Here is a 15,332-nt window from a genome sequence, read left to right on the forward strand (position 1 = left end):
GCCGCCCGCCCCCAAACCGGAACCCAAGCCCGAGCCGGCACCCGAACCACCCAAGGCCGAGGCGAAGCCCGAACCGCAGCCGGTTTCGCAGCCCGAGCCGGCGCCGAAAGCCCAACCGGCGCAGGCGCAACCGGCGGTCCAGCCCAGTGGCTCGAGTCCGAACGGCGCGCCGTACGTGACCCCGCTGGTGCGCAAACTGGCCACCGAGCACAACATCGACCTCGGCGAGATCACCGGCACCGGCGTCGGCGGCCGCATCCGCAAGCAAGACGTGCTCGCCGCGGCGGAAAAGAAACAACAGGCCCAGAAGGCGCCCGCGCCGGCGCAGGCACCCGCCACCGCGCCGGCCGCGGACGGCAAGGCGGCTCCGGCGGCTGCCCCCTCCCCTGCGCCGGCGCTGGCGCACCTGCGTGGCACCACGCAGAAGGCCAGCCGGATCCGACAGCTCACGGCGAACAAAACTCGGGAATCGCTGCAGGCCACGGCGCAGCTCACCCAGACCCACGAGGTCGACATGACCAGGATCGTTGGGTTGCGGGCCAGGGCGAAATCCGCGTTCGCCGAACGCGAAGGGGTGAACCTGACGTTCCTGCCGTTCATCGCCAGGGCGGTGATCGACGCGTTGAAGGTCCACCCGAACATCAACGCGAGCTACAACGAGCAGACCAAGGAGATCACCTACTACGACGCCGAGCATCTCGGCTTCGCCGTCGACACCGAACAGGGCCTGCTCTCCCCCGTCATCCACAACGCCGGCGACCTCTCGCTGGCCGGACTGGCCCGGGCCATCGCCGACATCGCGGCGCGCGCCCGCTCGGGTGACCTCAAACCCGACGAACTGTCCGGCGGGACCTTCACCATCACCAACATCGGCAGTCAGGGCGCGTTGTTCGACACCCCCATCCTGGTTCCGCCGCAGGCCGCCATGCTGGGCACCGGGGCCATCGTGAAGCGGCCCCGGGTGATCGTCGACGAATTCGGCAACGAGTCCATCGGCGTCCGCTCCATCTGCTATCTCCCGCTCACCTATGACCATCGGCTCATCGACGGCGCCGATGCCGGACGCTTCCTCACCACGATCAAGAACCGGCTCGAAGAGGGAGCGTTCGAGGCCGACTTGGGTCTTTAGGGGGCGGGCGAAGGGTGGTCAAGCTCGTCATCGCGATAGCGGGTTCGTCCGGACTGATCGGATCCGCTCTCACCGCGGCGCTGCGTGCGGCCGACCACCGGGTGTTGCGCATCGTGAGGCGGGCGCCGTCGAATTCCGATGAATTGCACTGGAATCCCGAGAGCGGCGAGATCGACGTCGACGCGATCAGCGACGTCGATGCCGTCGTCAACCTATGCGGTGTCAACGTCGGCCAGCGTCGCTGGTCGGGCGCCTTCAAGCAGGGCCTGCGGGACAGCCGCATCGCTCCCACCGAAGTCTTGGCGCATGCCGTCGCCGAGGCCGGGGTGGGAACGCTGGTCAACGCCAGCGCCGTGGGCTACTACGGGAACACCAAGGACCGCGTGGTCGACGAAAACGACCGGGCGGGAAAGGGTTTCCTGGCCCAGCTATGCGAAGACTGGGAGGCCGCCACGCTGCCGGCGCAATACGGTGGCGCAAGGGTGGTGCTCGCCCGCACCGGGCTGGTGTTCTCGCCCGCGGGCGGCGCGTTGGGGCGGTTGCGGCCGTTGTTCCGGACCGGCCTCGGGGCCCGGTTGGGCAGCGGCCGTCAATACATGTCCTGGATCACCCTGGAGGACGAGGTGCGGGCGCTGCTGTTCGCGATCTCCAACACCGCGCTGTCCGGCCCGGTCAACATGACCGGGCCCGCGCCGGTGACCAATGCCGAGTTCACCACCGCGTTCGGTCGGGCGGTCAACCGGCCGACGCCGCTGATGATGCCCGGTTTCGCGGTGCGCGCCGCGCTCGGTGAGTTCGCCGACGAGGGCGTGCTGATCGGCCAGCGTGCCATTCCGTCCGCGCTGGAGCGGGCCGGTTTCCAGTTCCACCACAACACGATTGGCGAGGCCCTCGGCTACGCCACCGCGCGGCGCGACCAGGACTAGCCACTACGCCGGCGAGTCTCACGCAGGCGTGGCCGACGCCGCCCAACGTCACGCCAGCGTGACACCGCGTCGCGGGGTGGTTGTCCGGCGAGTACCGTCGCGAACGTGATCGATTCCATCCGGTCCAGCCCGGCCGCGATCGACGTTCGCCAGCTCGGAACTGTCGACTACCGCACCGCCTGGCAGCTGCAGCGCGAGCTGGCCGACGCCAGGGTCGCCGGCGGCAGCGACACCCTATTGCTGCTGGAGCACCCACCCGTCTACACCGCGGGGCGGCGCACCGAGCCGCACGAACGGCCGGTCAACGGCACCCCCGTCGTCGACACCGACCGCGGCGGCAAGATCACCTGGCACGGCCCGGGGCAACTGGTCGGGTATCCGATCATCGGCCTAGCTGAACCGCTCGACGTGGTGAATTACGTGCGGCGCCTCGAGGAGGCGTTGATCAAGGTGTGCGGCGATCTGGGCTTGGAGACCGGTCGGGTGCATGGCCGCTCCGGGGTCTGGGTGCCCGGCGGCGCCGGCCGGCCCGACCGCAAGGTGGCAGCCATCGGCGTCCGGGTGTCGCGCGCGACCACCCTGCACGGGTTCGCGCTCAACTGCGACTGCGACCTCGGCGCGTTCGGCACGATCGTGCCCTGTGGCATCAGCGACGCCGGCGTGACGTCGTTGGCCGAAGAGCTGGGACGTCCGGTGGTCGTCGACGACGTCCGCGCGGCCGTCGCCGCCGCCGTCTGCGCCGCCCTCGACGGCGCCCTACCGGTCCAAGAACACCCGGGTACGCGCGTAGCATCAGGCATGTGACTGTCGCACCCGAAGGCCGCAAATTGTTGCGCCTCGAGGTCCGCAACGCGCAAACCCCGATCGAACGCAAGCCGCCGTGGATCAAGGTTCGGGCACGGATGGGGCCCGAATACACTCAGTTGAAGGGCCTGGTCCGCCGCGAGGGGCTGCACACGGTCTGCGAAGAGGCCGGCTGCCCCAACATCTTCGAGTGCTGGGAGGACCGGGAAGCCACCTTCCTGATCGGTGGTGACCAGTGCACCCGGCGCTGCGACTTCTGCCAGATCGATACCGGAAAGCCCGCCGCCCTGGACCGCGACGAGCCGAGGCGCGTCGCCGACAGCGTGCGCAGCATGGGACTGCGTTACGCCACCATCACCGGGGTGGCCCGCGACGACCTGCCCGACGGCGGGGCCTGGCTCTACGCCGAGACGGTGCGCGCCATCAAGGAACTCAACCCGTCGACCGGCGTCGAACTGTTGATCCCCGACTTCAACGGTGAGCCCGCCCGGCTGGCCGAGGTGTTCGAATCACGCCCAGAAGTGTTGGCGCACAACGTCGAAACCGTGCCCCGCATCTTCAAGCGGATCCGGCCCGCCTTCACCTACCAGCGCAGCCTCGACGTCATCACCGCGGCGCGCGGCGCCGGGCTGGTCACCAAGAGCAATCTCATCCTCGGGCTGGGCGAAACCGCCGACGAGGTGCGCACCGCCCTGGCCGACCTGCGGGGCGCCGGCTGCGACATCGTCACCATCACCCAGTACCTGCGGCCGTCGACGCGGCACCATCCGGTCGAACGCTGGGTGCATCCCGACGAGTTCGTCGAGTTCGCCCAGCACGCCGAGGGGCTGGGCTTCGCCGGGGTGCTGGCCGGCCCGCTGGTGCGGTCGTCCTACCGGGCGGGCCGGCTCTACGAGCAAGCCGCGCGCACCCGCAGCTGAACATGTAGCGCCGCGCCAGTCAGCGGCGGCGGTACGTATTCTTTGACTATGGCTAAACCCCGCACCGCCGCTGAGAACAAGGCCGCCCGCGCGCAGGCGCAAGCCGCGCGTAAGGCCGCCGCGAAGGAGCGGCGCGCCCAGCTGTGGCAGGCGTTCAACCTGCAGCGTCAGGAGGACAAGCGGCTGCTGCCCTACATGATCGGCGCCTTCGTGCTGATCGTGGCAATCTCCGTGGCGGTCGGCGTGTGGGCCGGCGGGCTGACGATGTTCACGCTGATCCCGTTCGGCGTGCTGCTGGGCGGGCTGGTCACCTTCATCATCTTCGGCCGCCGCGCCCAGAAGAGCGTCTACAGCAAGGCCGAGGGCCAAACCGGTGCGGCCGCATGGGCTTTGGACAATTTGCGCGGCAAGTGGCGGGTGACGCCGGGGGTGGCCGCGACCGGCCACCTCGACGCGGTGCACCGGGTCATCGGCCGGCCCGGCGTCATCTTGGTCGGGGAAGGGTCGTCGGCCCGGGTCCGGCCGCTGCTGGCCCAGGAGAAGAAGCGCACCGCGCGGCTCATCGGCGACGTGCCGATCTACGACATCATCGTCGGCAACGGGGACGACGAGGTTCCGCTGTCCAAGCTGGAGCGCCACCTCAACCGCCTGCCGGCCAACATCACCGCCAAGCAGATGGACACACTGGAGTCGCGGTTGGCCGCGCTGGGGACGCGGGCCGGCGCCGCCGTCCTGCCGAAGGGGCCGCTCCCCAACGCCGGCAAGATGCGCGGCGTGCAGCGCACCGTGCGCCGCAAGTAGCCCTTAAGTCAGCGGCGATCGCAAGCGCGGCGGGTCGCCGCTAATGGTCAGCGCCGCACGACCGCCGTTGCGGTCAGCCGATCCTGCAGCCCCCGGCCGTCCCAGTCGGTGAACAACGCCGGGACGACAGTTCCCACCAGCACGCCCCGTATCACCGCGCGGCCGATGCCGACCGCCGCCTGCCGGTCGACCGTCACCACCCGCAGGCCCAGCACCAACTGCCCGGGCGTGAAGCCGAACAGCCGCACCGAGACCACGCCGAGCACGAACCAGATGGCCAGCACCGCCGTCGCCAACGTGTGTTCGGAGAAAACACCGAAGCGCAGGGCCAGCGCGGCCAGGCCGTAGGAGATCAGCCAGTCGACCATCAACGCGCCCAGCCGACGGCCCATCGGGGCCAGGGACCCCGGTCCGGTTTCCGGCAGGCCCAGCTTCTCGCCGGGGTATGCGGATCGCGATTCCGACGTCATCGGCCGAAACCCGGGTTCGGCTGCCTGACCTGCACGGCCCGGGCCCGTAAGCGAACGCTGCGCTCGGGGGCCGGAGCAGATACGATCTTGCGATCCATGGCCCCACAATAGAACCCGCCGCCGATGCCGCTCTTTTGTGGATGACATGGGTCGCGTAACGTGCGCGCAACACGGGGTTGACTGGCGGGCAACATCTGCTCCATAGCGTCAGGCCGCGGATCTCACCAAGTAAAGGAGCATTTCTGTGACGGAAACGACGCCCGACGACGTCTTCAAACTCGTCAAGGACGAGAACGTCGAGTATGTCGACGTCCGGTTCTGTGACTTGCCAGGCATCATGCAGCACTTCACGATTCCGGTTTCGTTTTTCGATGAGAGCGTCTTCGAGGACGGCCTGGCCTTCGACGGTTCGTCGATTCGCGGATTCCAGTCCATCCATGAATCCGACATGCTGCTCCTGCCCGACCCCGCGACGGCGCAGATCGACCTGTTCACCGCGCACAAGACGCTGAACCTGAACTTCTTCGTGCACGACCCGTTCACCCTCGAGCCCTACTCGCGCGACCCGCGCAACATCGCCCGCAAGGCGGAGAACTACCTGATCAGCACCGGCGTCGCGGACACCGCGTACTTCGGCGCCGAGGCCGAGTTCTACATCTTCGACTCGGTGAGCTTCGACTCGCGCACCAACGGGTCCTTCTACGAGGTCGACGCGATCTCGGGGTGGTGGAACACCGGCGAGCCGACCGAGAACGACGGCACTCCCAACCGCGGTTACAAGGTCCGCCCCAAGGGTGGGTACTTCCCGGTCGCACCCGTCGACCACTACGTCGACCTGCGCGCCGACATGCTGTCGAATCTGATCAAGGCCGGCTTCAGCCTGGAGAAGGGCCACCACGAGGTGGGCACCGGTGGGCAGGCCGAGATCAACTACAAGTTCAACACGCTGCTGCACGCCGCCGACGACATGCAGTTGTACAAGTACATCGTCAAGAACACGGCATGGCAGAACGGCAAGACCGTCACGTTCATGCCCAAGCCGCTGTTCGGCGACAACGGCTCCGGCATGCACACCCACCAGTCGCTGTGGAAGGACGGCAGCCCGCTGATGTACGACGAGACCGGTTACGCCGGCCTGTCGGACACCGCGCGGCACTACATCGGCGGCCTGTTGCACCACGCCCCGTCGCTGCTGGCCTTCACCAACCCGACCGTCAACTCCTACAAGCGACTGGTCCCGGGTTACGAGGCGCCGATCAACCTGGTCTACAGCCAGCGCAACCGCTCGGCCTGTGTCCGCATCCCGATCACCGGCAGCAACCCGAAGGCCAAGCGGCTCGAGTTCCGTTGCCCCGACTCGTCGGGCAACCCGTACCTAGCGTTCTCGGCGATGCTGATGGCCGGGCTCGACGGCATCAAGAACAAGATCGAACCGCAGGCCCCGGTGGACAAGGACCTGTACGAATTGCCGCCGGAGGAGGCCGCCAACATCCCGCAGGCGCCCACCCAACTGTCCGCGGTGATCGACCGGCTGGAAGAGGACCACGAATACCTCACTGAGGGCGGCGTTTTCACGCCCGACCTGATCGAGACGTGGATCAGCTTCAAGCGCGAGAACGAGATCCTGCCGGTGCAGATCCGGCCGCACCCGTACGAGTTCGCGCTGTACTACGACGTCTAAGTCGACGTCCGTCCGCAGTAGCTCCCAGAAGGGTCCACCCGCTCCGCGATCAGTTCAGCGAGCGGGTGGACCCTTCGCTTTTGTGGCCCATACCGAGCATGTGGCGGAAAGTTCAGATTCGAAGTCTTGCGGCGGCAACGGATTCGGCGTTAGCTTCTGGACCATGACTATCAGCACCGCACAGGTAATGGTTGGGCACGGCCGAGGCCGCATCGGCGGAGGCGCCGGCGGCGGACGGTTCGGTGGCGGAGCCGGCGGCGGCTTCGTCGGTGGCGGTGCCGGCGGCGGCTTCGTCGGTGGCGGTGCCGGCGGCGGCCGCTAACCAATCACACGATCGGGCTGGGCGGCTCGTCGGCGTCGGCCGTGCCGCCCAGGTCGAGTTGCATCCACGCGACGTCGTGCCAGCGGCCGTGTTTCCATTCCACGCGCCGATATAGGCCGGCGTCCTGGAACCCGAACGATCGGTGAAATCCGTTGCTGGCCTCGTTCGGTTGGGTGATGCCGGCGAAGGCTCTCCGATAGCCGCGCTCCGTGAGCCGGCGGAGCAACCGCGTGTACAGCTGTCGGCCGCCGCCGGTGCGGTGATGGTCGAGGTCGACGTAGATGCCGGTCTCGACCGACCATTGGAAGCTGGGCAGGCGCAGTAGCGCGTGGCCGTAGGCGAATCCGATGGCCCGAGCGTCGCGTTCCAGGATGAGCCACTCGTAGGCGTCTCGAATGCGGGCCGCCATCTCGCCGGCGCTCGGGACTTCGATCTCCCAGCTGACCGTCGTTTCCTCGACATACGGGCGATAGATCGCAAGGCATGCCGCGGCATCCTCTGCGGACGCCGGACGCAGCCGGCCCACTTTTCCTGGCATGCCCGGCATCCTTCCAGGCTTGCAAGGGCTTTCGCCGGCAAGCTCGCGAAACATAAACTATGGCGAAGGTCTGCGGCGTGTCTTCGCCGTAGGGTATCTGTCGCGGCCGCGAACCCGAGAACTAGCCGTCGAGCGCCAGGTCCTTGCGAAAGCGCTGCATGCCGTCGATCTTGTCGGCCAACGACGCGTCCGGTCCCGCGTAGAACATCCACGGCATGGTGATGATGCCCGTGATGCCGGCGGCGGCGGCGCGTTGGTAGTCGGCGGTGGTGAAGGCGTCGGTCAGCGGTGTCAGGATGGTGAAATCGTCCATCGACAAACCGTTTTCGGCACGCAACTCCCGCAGCCGGCCCACCGCCTCGATGGCGCGTTCGGTCTTGATCAGATCGCCGATCCAGCCATCGTTGCGCGCGGCACGGCGCAGCGCGATGTCGCTGAGCCCGCCGACGTACACCGGTATCGGCGGCGGCGTCGGCTCCATTTCCAGCCGCGGGTTGCGATAGAACGCGCCCTCGAACTCCGTCCAGCCCGGCCGCCACAGCGCGCGCATCAGGTCGATGATCTCGTCGGTCCGTTTCCCGCGGGCTTCGAACCGCTCGCCCATCAATGCGAATTCCTCGCGGCACCAGCCGACGCCGATGCCGAGCTCGACCCGGCCCGACGCCAAAAGCGCCGCGGTGCCAATCGCTTTGGCGGCCGAATAGGGGTTGCGCATCGCGGGGATGTAGACGGTGTTGACGAACCGCAGGCGCGTGGTGACCTGGGCCAGCGCGCCGATGAGGACCCACGGGTCGGGCCAGTCGGTGAACGGCTGCCAACGCCGTTGCCCGTCCTTGGTGTACGGGTACGGGGTGTCCAGCGTTTCCAGGTTGACGACGTGATCGGGAATCCCGATGCCGTCGTAGCCGAGTTCGTCGGCCGCCTTGGCGAGTTCGATGATCTCCCGGGTGTTCAGGAAGGCACTGCTGACGTAGAACTTCATTCGGCTTCCCGGGCCCACGCCGGCTCGATGAAGACGCCCTCGGCCTCGACGGTGACCCCCGCGGCGTCCGAAATCGTGCCGCGGGCAAAGACTTTGCGGCCCTCCTTGCCGTCGACCCACGCCTCGCAGCGCAGCGGCCCGAGCGGGGTGCCGCGCAGGTACTTCACGGTGATCGTTCCGGTGAAGCGCGCCTTGGACAGCCCCTCGCTGGCCGCCTCGCCGAGCATGTGGTCGAGCACCAGGGCGCTGACGCCACCGTGCACCAGTTTCGGTGGCCCCTCGTAGGCCGAACCGAGGACGAACTCGCTCCAGCAGCGCCCGCCGCCGTCGTGGTGGACGACGATCGGCGGCGCGATCGGGTTGCACACGCCGATCGCGGCGTTGCCCAGCGGCAGCGGGCGGCCGTCGACGCGGTAAGTCACCCCGACCGGCCGGGTCCGTTGCCGCAACGACGCTGTGACGGCCTCGATCGCCGACCGCGCCTGGGCGACGACGTCGTCGTCCACCTCGGTCCGGATGGTGGCGTCGACTAGGTCGCGCACGGCGTCGGCCAACGGGGCGTAGAGCGCTGTCACTCGCTGCGCCTCCGCCGCGTCGAGCACCTCGAATATGGCGTCCAACGCGCCGGCCTCCTGACTCAACTGCCAAACACCTTCCGTACCACCGCTTTCGCCCGCCGCGTCACCCGCAGATAGTTGTCCAGGAACTCCCCGCCCTCGTCGGTCGGCCAGCCCGCGGCCACCGCGACAGCGTTGAGCTGGCGTCCCGGTCCCGGCAGCTGATCGGTCGGCTTGCCGCGCACCAGCACCAGCGCGTTGCGGGCCCGGGTGGCGGTCAGCCACGCCTGCCGCAGCAGATCGACCTCCTCGGCGGGCACCAGGTCGGCCGCGGCGATCGCGTCCAGGCACGCCAGCGTCGAGGTGTTGTGCAGGGCGGGAATCTGGTGCGCGTGCCGCAGCTGCATCAGCTGCACGGTCCATTCGATGTCGGCCAGTCCCCCGCGGCCCAGCTTGGTGTGCGTGTTGGGGTCGGCGCCGCGCGGCAACCGTTCGGACTCGACGCGGGCCTTGATGCGGCGGATCTCCCGCACCGCCTCGGCGGACACCCCGGCGGGCGGGTAGCGCGTCTCGTCGGCCATCAACAAGAACCGCTCACCCAGGTCCGCGTCGCCGGCGACCGCGTGCGCCCGCAGCAGGGCCTGAACCTCCCACGGCTGCGCCCACTGCTGGTAGTAGGCGGCGTAGGAACCCAGCGTGCGCACCAAGGGACCCTGGCGGCCCTCGGGCCGCAGGTTGATGTCGACCTCCAGCGGCGGATCGACGCTGGGCGTGCCCAGCAGCGTGCGAACCTGCTCGGCGACCGTCGTCGACCACCGGATCGCCACCGAGTCCTCGACGCCGGCCGCCGCCTCGCACACGAACATCACGTCGGCATCGGACCCGTAGCCCAGCTCCATGCCGCCCAGCCTGCCCATACCGATCACCGCGATAACCGCCGGCGCCTTGCCGTCCTTGGGGAGGTTGGCACGCATGATCGCGTCCAGCGCGGCCTGCAGCACGGCCACCCACACCGAGGTAAGCCCCCGGCACACCTCGGTGACCTCGAGGAAGCCGAGCAGATCGGCCGAGCCGATGCGGGCCAGTTCGCGGCGGCGCAGCGTGCGGGCGGCCGCGATCGCGCGCACCGCGTCGGGGTGTCGGCTGGCCGAGGCGACCAGCGCCCTGGCCACCGCGGCGGGATCCGTTTCGAGCAGCTTGGGGCCGGCCACGCCGTCGCTGTAGTCCTCGATCACCCGGGGCGCGCGCATCAACAGGTCCGGCACGTAGGCGGAGGTGCCGAGCACGTGCATGAGCCGCCTGGCGACCGCGGGCTTGTCACGCAGGGTGGCCAGGTACCAGTTCTCGGCGGCGAGCGCCTCGGACAGGCGGCGGTAGGCCAGCAGCCCGCCGTCGGGGTCGGGGGCGTACGACATCCAGTTCAGCAGTCGGGGCAGCAACACCGACTGGACGCGACCGCGCCGGCCGCTCTGGTTTACCAGCGCCGACATGTGCTTCAACGCCGTCTGCGGTCCCTCGTAGCCGAGCGCGGCGAGCTGCCGTTCGGCGGCCTCCGACGTCATGCCGTGCCCGATCTCCAGGCCGGTCGGGCCGATCGATTCCAGCAGCGGCTGGTAGAAGAGCTTGGCGTGCAGCTGCGAAACCCGCAGGTTCTGGTGCCGCAGCTCCTCGCGCAGCACGCCCGCGGCGTCGTGCCGTCCGTCGGGCCGGATATGCGCGGCGCGGGCCAGCCAGCGCACCGCCTCCTCGTCCTCGGCCTCGGGCAGCAGGTGGGTGCGTTTGAGCCGCTGCAGCTGCAGGCGGTGCTCGAGGAGCCGGAGGAATTCGTAGGAGGCGGTCAGGTTCGCTGCGTCCTCGCGGCCGATGTAGCCGCCCTGACCCAACGCGTCGAGCGCGGCCACCGTGGACGCGACGTGCAGCGACTCGTCGCTGCGGCCGTGCACCAGCTGCAGCAGCTGCACCGCGAACTCAACGTCCCGCAGGCCGCCGCTGCCGAGTTTGATCTCACGCCCACGCACGTCGGCGGGCACCAGCTGCTCGACCCGACGGCGCATGGCCTGCACCTCACCGACGAAGTCCTCGCGCTCGCAGGCGACCCACACCATCGGCATCAACGCGGTCAGGTAGCGCTCGGCGAGCTCCTGATCGCCCACGGCCGCGCGGGCTTTCAACAGCGCCTGGAATTCCCAGGTCTTCGCCCAGCGCTGGTAATAGGCGATGTGCGATTCGACGGTGCGGACCAGCTCGCCGCTGCGGCCCGCCGGCCGCAGCCCGGCATCGACCTGGAAGAAGGCCTCCGATGCGATCCGCATCATCTCGCCGGCCAGCCGGGTGGTGAGCGCGTCGGCGCGCTCACCGACGAAAATGACGTCGACGTCGCTGACGTAGTTCAGTTCGCGGGCACCGCATTTGCCCATCGCGATGACGGCCAGCCGTGGGGCCTGGCGGTCGCCGCACACGCCGGCCTCGGCGGCCCGAAGCGCGGCGGCCAGCGCGGCGTCCGCCAAGTCCGACAGCTGGGCACCCACCACGGTGAACGGCAGCACCGGCTCGTCTTCCACCGTCGCGGCCAGGTCGAGCGCGGCCAGCACCAGCAGCTGGTCGCGGTAAAGCGTCTGCAGGCGCGTCACAACCGAACCCGGCGCATCCGACGCCCGGTCGACACAGTCGGTGAACGCCGCCCGCAGCTCGTCGCGCGTGGACAGTTTGGCCTTGCCCCGCAACAGTTTCCATGACTCGGGATGCACGACCAGGTGGTCCCCGAGGGCCAGCGACGCGCCGAGCACCGCGAACAGCCGCCCGCGCAAGGGCCGTTCGGCGAGCAGCGCGGCGTTGAGCTCGTCCCAGTCGGTGTCGGGATTCTCCGCCAGCCGGATCAGGGCGCGCAGCGCGGCGTCGGGGTCGGGCGCGCGCGACAGTGCCCACAGCAGGTCGACGTGGGCCTGGTCGTCGTGGTCGTACCAACCCAGCTGCGCCAGGCGATCGCCCGCGGAAGGATCGACCAGGCCAAGCCGGCCCACGCTGGGCAGCCGGGGGCGCTGCGTCGCGGGTTTGGTCACGCCCACGACGGTATCGCAACCGCCCTGCGTTGCAGGGTTAAGGCGGACGCCCTGTTAACGGTGACGCGGGCTACAGCGACAGATAGGTGCTCAGCTCGTACTGCGTGACATGGCTGCGGTAGTTCGCCCACTCCGTGCGCTTGTTGCGCAGGAAGAAGTCAAAAACGTGCTCTCCCAAAGTTTCCGCGACCAGCTCGGAGGACTCCATGGCGCGCAGCGCGCTGTCCAGGCTGGTCGGCAGCTCGCGGTAGCCCATCGCGATCCGCTCCTCGGGCGTCAGGTCCCACACGTTGTCCTCGGCCTGCGGCCCCAGCACGTAGCCCTTCTCCACCCCGCGCAGTCCGGCGGCCAGCAGCACGGCGAACGTCAGGTACGGGTTGCAGGCCGAGTCGGGACTGCGCACCTCGATGCGGCGCGACGACGTCTTGTGCGGGGTGTACATCGGCACCCGCACCAGCGCCGACCGGTTGGCCGCCCCCCACGACGCCGCAGTGGGCGCCTCACCACCCTGCACCAGCCGCTTGTAGGAGTTGACCCATTGGTTGGTGACCGCGCTGATCTCGGAGGCGTGCTCGAGGATGCCGGCGATGAAGGACTTGCCCACGTCGGAGAGCTGCAGCGGGTCGTCGGGGCTGTGGAAGGCGTTGACGTCACCCTCGAACAGGCTCATGTGGGTGTGCATCGCCGAGCCGGGGTGCTGCCCGAACGGCTTGGGCATGAAGGACGCCCGGGCGCCGTTCTCGATCGCGACCTCCTTGATGACGTAGCGGAACGTCATCACGTTGTCGGCCATCGACAGCGCGTCGGCGAATCGCAGGTCGATCTCCTGCTGGCCGGGCGCGCCTTCGTGGTGGCTGAACTCCACCGAGATGCCCATGAATTCCAGCGACTCGATCGCGTGGCGGCGGAAGTTCGAGGCGGAGTCGTGCACCGCCTGGTCGAAGTAGCCGGCGTTGTCGACCGGGACGGGCACCGACCCGTCGTCCGGGCCCGGCTTGAGCAGGAAGAACTCGATCTCGGGGTGGACGTAGCAGGAGAATCCGAGGTCGTTGGCCTTCTGTAGCTGGCGGCGCAGCACGTGCCGCGGGTCGGCCCAGGACGGCGAGCCGTCCGGCATGGTGATGTCGCAGAACATCCGCGCCGAGTGGTGGTGGCCGCCGGAAGCCCACGGCAGCACCTGGAAGGTCGACGGGTCCGGATTGGCCACGGTGTCGGATTCGGAGACCCGCGAGAAGCCCTCGATCGAGGAGCCGTCGAAGCCGATCCCCTCCTCGAAGGCGCCTTCGAGTTCGGCCGGGGCGATGGCAACCGACTTGAGGAAACCGAGCACATCGGTGAACCACAGCCGAACAAAGCGGATATCCCGTTCCTCCAGGGTGCGGAGGACGAATTCCTTCTGGCGATCCATAACCGAAACAGTAGGCAACAGCTGTTAATTCTGTGTTACCGACGCGCGATCACAACAATTGCGAACATTGCAAACAGGCTGCTCAGTGCGGTCACGACTTGCAGCGGTAGGACGCGGGCGGCAACGTGCCCGCGACGAGATAACGCGTGACCGCTGCGTCCACACACTGATCGCCGTTGAACACCGCGGTGTGCTGCGTGCCGTCGTAGGTGATCAACGGGCCGCCCAACTGGCGCGCCAGGTTCACCCCGGCCTGATATGGGGTGGCCGGGTCGTGCGTGGTGGAGACCACGACGACCTTGCCCGACGCCGCGGGCGACGCGGCGTGCGGCGTCGATGTCGCCGGGACCGGCCACAGCGCGCACAGATCGCGAGGCGCGTTGCCGGTGAACGGCCCGTAGCTGAGGAAGGGGGCGGCCTGGCGGATGCGCTGATCGGCGGAAACCCAGCTCGCCGAATCCCGCGGGGTGGGCGCGTCGACGCACCGGATCGCGTTGAAGGCGTCCTGATCGTTGGTGTAGTGCCCGCTGCGGTCCCGGCCCTCGTAGTCGTCGGCGAGCAGCAACAGGTCGCCCGCGTCGGTGCCGCGCTGCAGCCCGAGCAGGCCGCTGGTCAGGTACTTCCAGTGCGCCGGGGTGTAAAGCGCGTTGATGGTGCCGGTGGTGGCGTCGGCGTAGCTCAGGCCGCGCGGGTCCGACGTGCGGCCTGGCTTGGCGACCAACGGGTCGACCAGCGCGTGGTAACGGTTGATGAATTGGGTGGGGTCGGTGCCCAACGGGCAGCCCGCCGAGCGGGCGCAGTCGGCGGCGTAGTCGTTGAAAGCGGTTTGGAATCCCGCCATCTGCTGAACGTTTTCGTCGACCGGTCCGACGGTCGGGTCGATCGCGCCGTCGAGCACCATCGTCCGGACGTGGGCACCGAACTTCTCCAGGTAGGCCGTGCCCAACTCGGTGCCGTAGCTGTAACCGAGGTAGCTGATCTGATCATCGCCGAGCGCCTGACGGACCATGTCCATGTCGCGCGCCACGGACGCGGTGCCGACGTTGGCCAGGAACCCGTTTCCCATCCGGGAAGCGCACTGCTGGGCCAACTGCTGATAGAGCTGTTCGATGTGGGCCACGCCGGCCTGGCTGTAGTCGACCAGCGGCTCGCGCCGGTAGGCGTCGAACTCGGCGTCCGAGCGGCAGCGCAGCGCCGGGGTCGAGTGGCCCACTCCCCGCGGGTCGAAGCCGACCAGGTCGAAGTGCTGCCTGATCGGCGTGCCCTCCAGATCCGGGGCCATTGCGGTCACCATGTCCACGGCGGACCCGCCGGGACCGCCCGGGTTGACCAGCAGCGCGCCGATCCGTTGGCCGGTCGCCGGCACCCGGATCACCGCCAGGTTCGCTTGGCCGGCTCCCGGGTTGTCGTAGTCGACCGGGACGGCGACGGTGGTGCATTGCGCGGTGGGGAGTTCGCTTGTATCCGTGGCGAATTGACCGCAACTCCCCCACGGCTGCGGCGTCGCGACCGCCGGCTTCGGGGCGGGGGTCTGCCCCGCACCGGGTTCCGGGGTGGCGCCGGCCACCGGCAGTCCCACCGCCGATTGCCCGACCAACAGCCCGAATGACAGCAGCGCCGAGCTCAATGATCTCAGGCGCGACATGGCAGTCATCGTGTCAGCCCCGGGTACCCGAAGTGGCGCGAAACGGTTACGCCTTGGTCTCGTCTGGCGGCCGTCCGAGCGTGCGGGCGC

At 68.9% G+C, this 15,332-nt stretch carries 14 protein-coding genes; 7 read left to right on the top strand and 7 right to left on the bottom strand.

Annotated elements, in window-relative coordinates; genetic code table 11:
* From sucB to A5773_RS17730, 5 genes are all read left to right on the top strand, one after another.
* The coding region (gene sucB, locus A5773_RS17710) for a 2-oxoglutarate dehydrogenase, E2 component, dihydrolipoamide succinyltransferase (RefSeq protein WP_067791835.1) at positions 1-1,129 on the top strand (1,129 nt) is incomplete at its 5' end.
* A gap of 14 nt (positions 1,130-1,143) precedes the next feature.
* On the top strand, positions 1,144-2,055 hold the full coding sequence (locus A5773_RS17715; protein ID WP_066951758.1) for a TIGR01777 family oxidoreductase: 912 nt from the start codon (positions 1,144-1,146) through the stop codon (positions 2,053-2,055).
* Between the two features lie 105 nt (positions 2,056-2,160).
* The gene (gene lipB, locus A5773_RS17720; protein WP_066951755.1) at positions 2,161-2,859 is read left to right on the top strand and encodes a lipoyl(octanoyl) transferase LipB; all 699 of its coding nucleotides are present in this window, start codon (positions 2,161-2,163) and stop codon (positions 2,857-2,859) included.
* The gene (lipA, locus tag A5773_RS17725; RefSeq protein ID WP_066951753.1) at positions 2,856-3,779 is read left to right on the top strand and encodes a lipoyl synthase; all 924 of its coding nucleotides are present in this window, start codon (positions 2,856-2,858) and stop codon (positions 3,777-3,779) included. The genes lipB and lipA overlap by 4 nt, the downstream gene beginning before the upstream one ends.
* A 48-nt stretch (positions 3,780-3,827) precedes the next feature.
* Complete coding sequence (locus A5773_RS17730; RefSeq protein WP_066951750.1) at positions 3,828-4,580, top strand: DUF4191 domain-containing protein; 753 nt, start codon at positions 3,828-3,830, stop codon at positions 4,578-4,580.
* A 47-nt stretch (positions 4,581-4,627) separates the two neighbouring features.
* On the opposite strand, the gene A5773_RS17735 is transcribed toward A5773_RS17730, so the two are convergent.
* Positions 4,628-5,050 carry an RDD family protein gene (locus A5773_RS17735; protein WP_066951748.1) on the bottom strand — a complete coding sequence of 141 codons (423 nt, stop codon included), beginning with the start codon at positions 5,048-5,050 and terminating at the stop codon, positions 4,628-4,630.
* Positions 5,051-5,294: 244 nt separating this feature from the next.
* Between A5773_RS17735 and glnA the strand changes: the two genes are divergently transcribed.
* Together glnA and A5773_RS26115 are read left to right on the top strand one after the other, a co-directional pair.
* Positions 5,295-6,731 carry a type I glutamate--ammonia ligase gene (gene glnA, locus A5773_RS17740; RefSeq protein WP_066951746.1) on the top strand — a complete coding sequence of 479 codons (1,437 nt, stop codon included), beginning with the start codon at positions 5,295-5,297 and terminating at the stop codon, positions 6,729-6,731.
* 163 nt (positions 6,732-6,894) lie between these two features.
* On the top strand, positions 6,895-7,053 hold the full coding sequence (locus tag A5773_RS26115; protein WP_156659406.1) for a hypothetical protein: 159 nt from the start codon (positions 6,895-6,897) through the stop codon (positions 7,051-7,053).
* 4 nt (positions 7,054-7,057) lie between these two features.
* Here the strand turns inward: A5773_RS26115 and A5773_RS17745 are convergent, their stop codons facing one another.
* The 6 genes from A5773_RS17745 to A5773_RS17770 all read right to left on the bottom strand — a co-directional run bounded on the left by A5773_RS17745 (position 7,058) and on the right by A5773_RS17770 (position 15,251).
* Positions 7,058-7,591 (bottom strand): GNAT family N-acetyltransferase, encoded by a 534-nt coding sequence (locus tag A5773_RS17745; RefSeq protein ID WP_066951818.1) that lies wholly within the window; start codon positions 7,589-7,591, stop codon positions 7,058-7,060.
* 121 nt (positions 7,592-7,712) lie between these two features.
* Complete coding sequence (locus tag A5773_RS17750; RefSeq protein ID WP_066951744.1) at positions 7,713-8,573, bottom strand: TIGR03619 family F420-dependent LLM class oxidoreductase; 861 nt, start codon at positions 8,571-8,573, stop codon at positions 7,713-7,715.
* The gene (locus A5773_RS17755) at positions 8,570-9,214 is read right to left on the bottom strand and encodes a PaaI family thioesterase (protein ID WP_066951742.1); all 645 of its coding nucleotides are present in this window, start codon (positions 9,212-9,214) and stop codon (positions 8,570-8,572) included. The genes A5773_RS17750 and A5773_RS17755 overlap by 4 nt, the downstream gene beginning before the upstream one ends.
* A complete protein-coding gene (locus A5773_RS17760) occupies positions 9,211-12,195 on the bottom strand; it encodes a bifunctional [glutamine synthetase] adenylyltransferase/[glutamine synthetase]-adenylyl-L-tyrosine phosphorylase (RefSeq protein ID WP_067791838.1) in 2,985 nt (994 codons plus the stop codon). Before A5773_RS17760 ends, A5773_RS17755 begins: the two co-directional genes overlap by 4 nt.
* A 64-nt stretch (positions 12,196-12,259) precedes the next feature.
* Positions 12,260-13,597: a glutamine synthetase family protein gene (locus A5773_RS17765; protein ID WP_066951717.1), complete on the bottom strand. Its 1,338-nt coding sequence runs from the start codon at positions 13,595-13,597 to the stop codon at positions 12,260-12,262.
* 91 nt (positions 13,598-13,688) lie between these two features.
* Entirely contained in the window at positions 13,689-15,251 is a 1,563-nt protein-coding gene (locus tag A5773_RS17770) for an alpha/beta hydrolase (protein ID WP_156659404.1), read from the bottom strand.
* Between the last annotated feature and the right edge of the window lie 81 nt (positions 15,252-15,332).

It is taken from the genome of Mycobacterium sp. 852014-52450_SCH5900713, from assembly GCF_001667075.1.
Taxonomy (GTDB): Bacteria; Actinomycetota; Actinomycetes; order Mycobacteriales; family Mycobacteriaceae; genus Mycobacterium.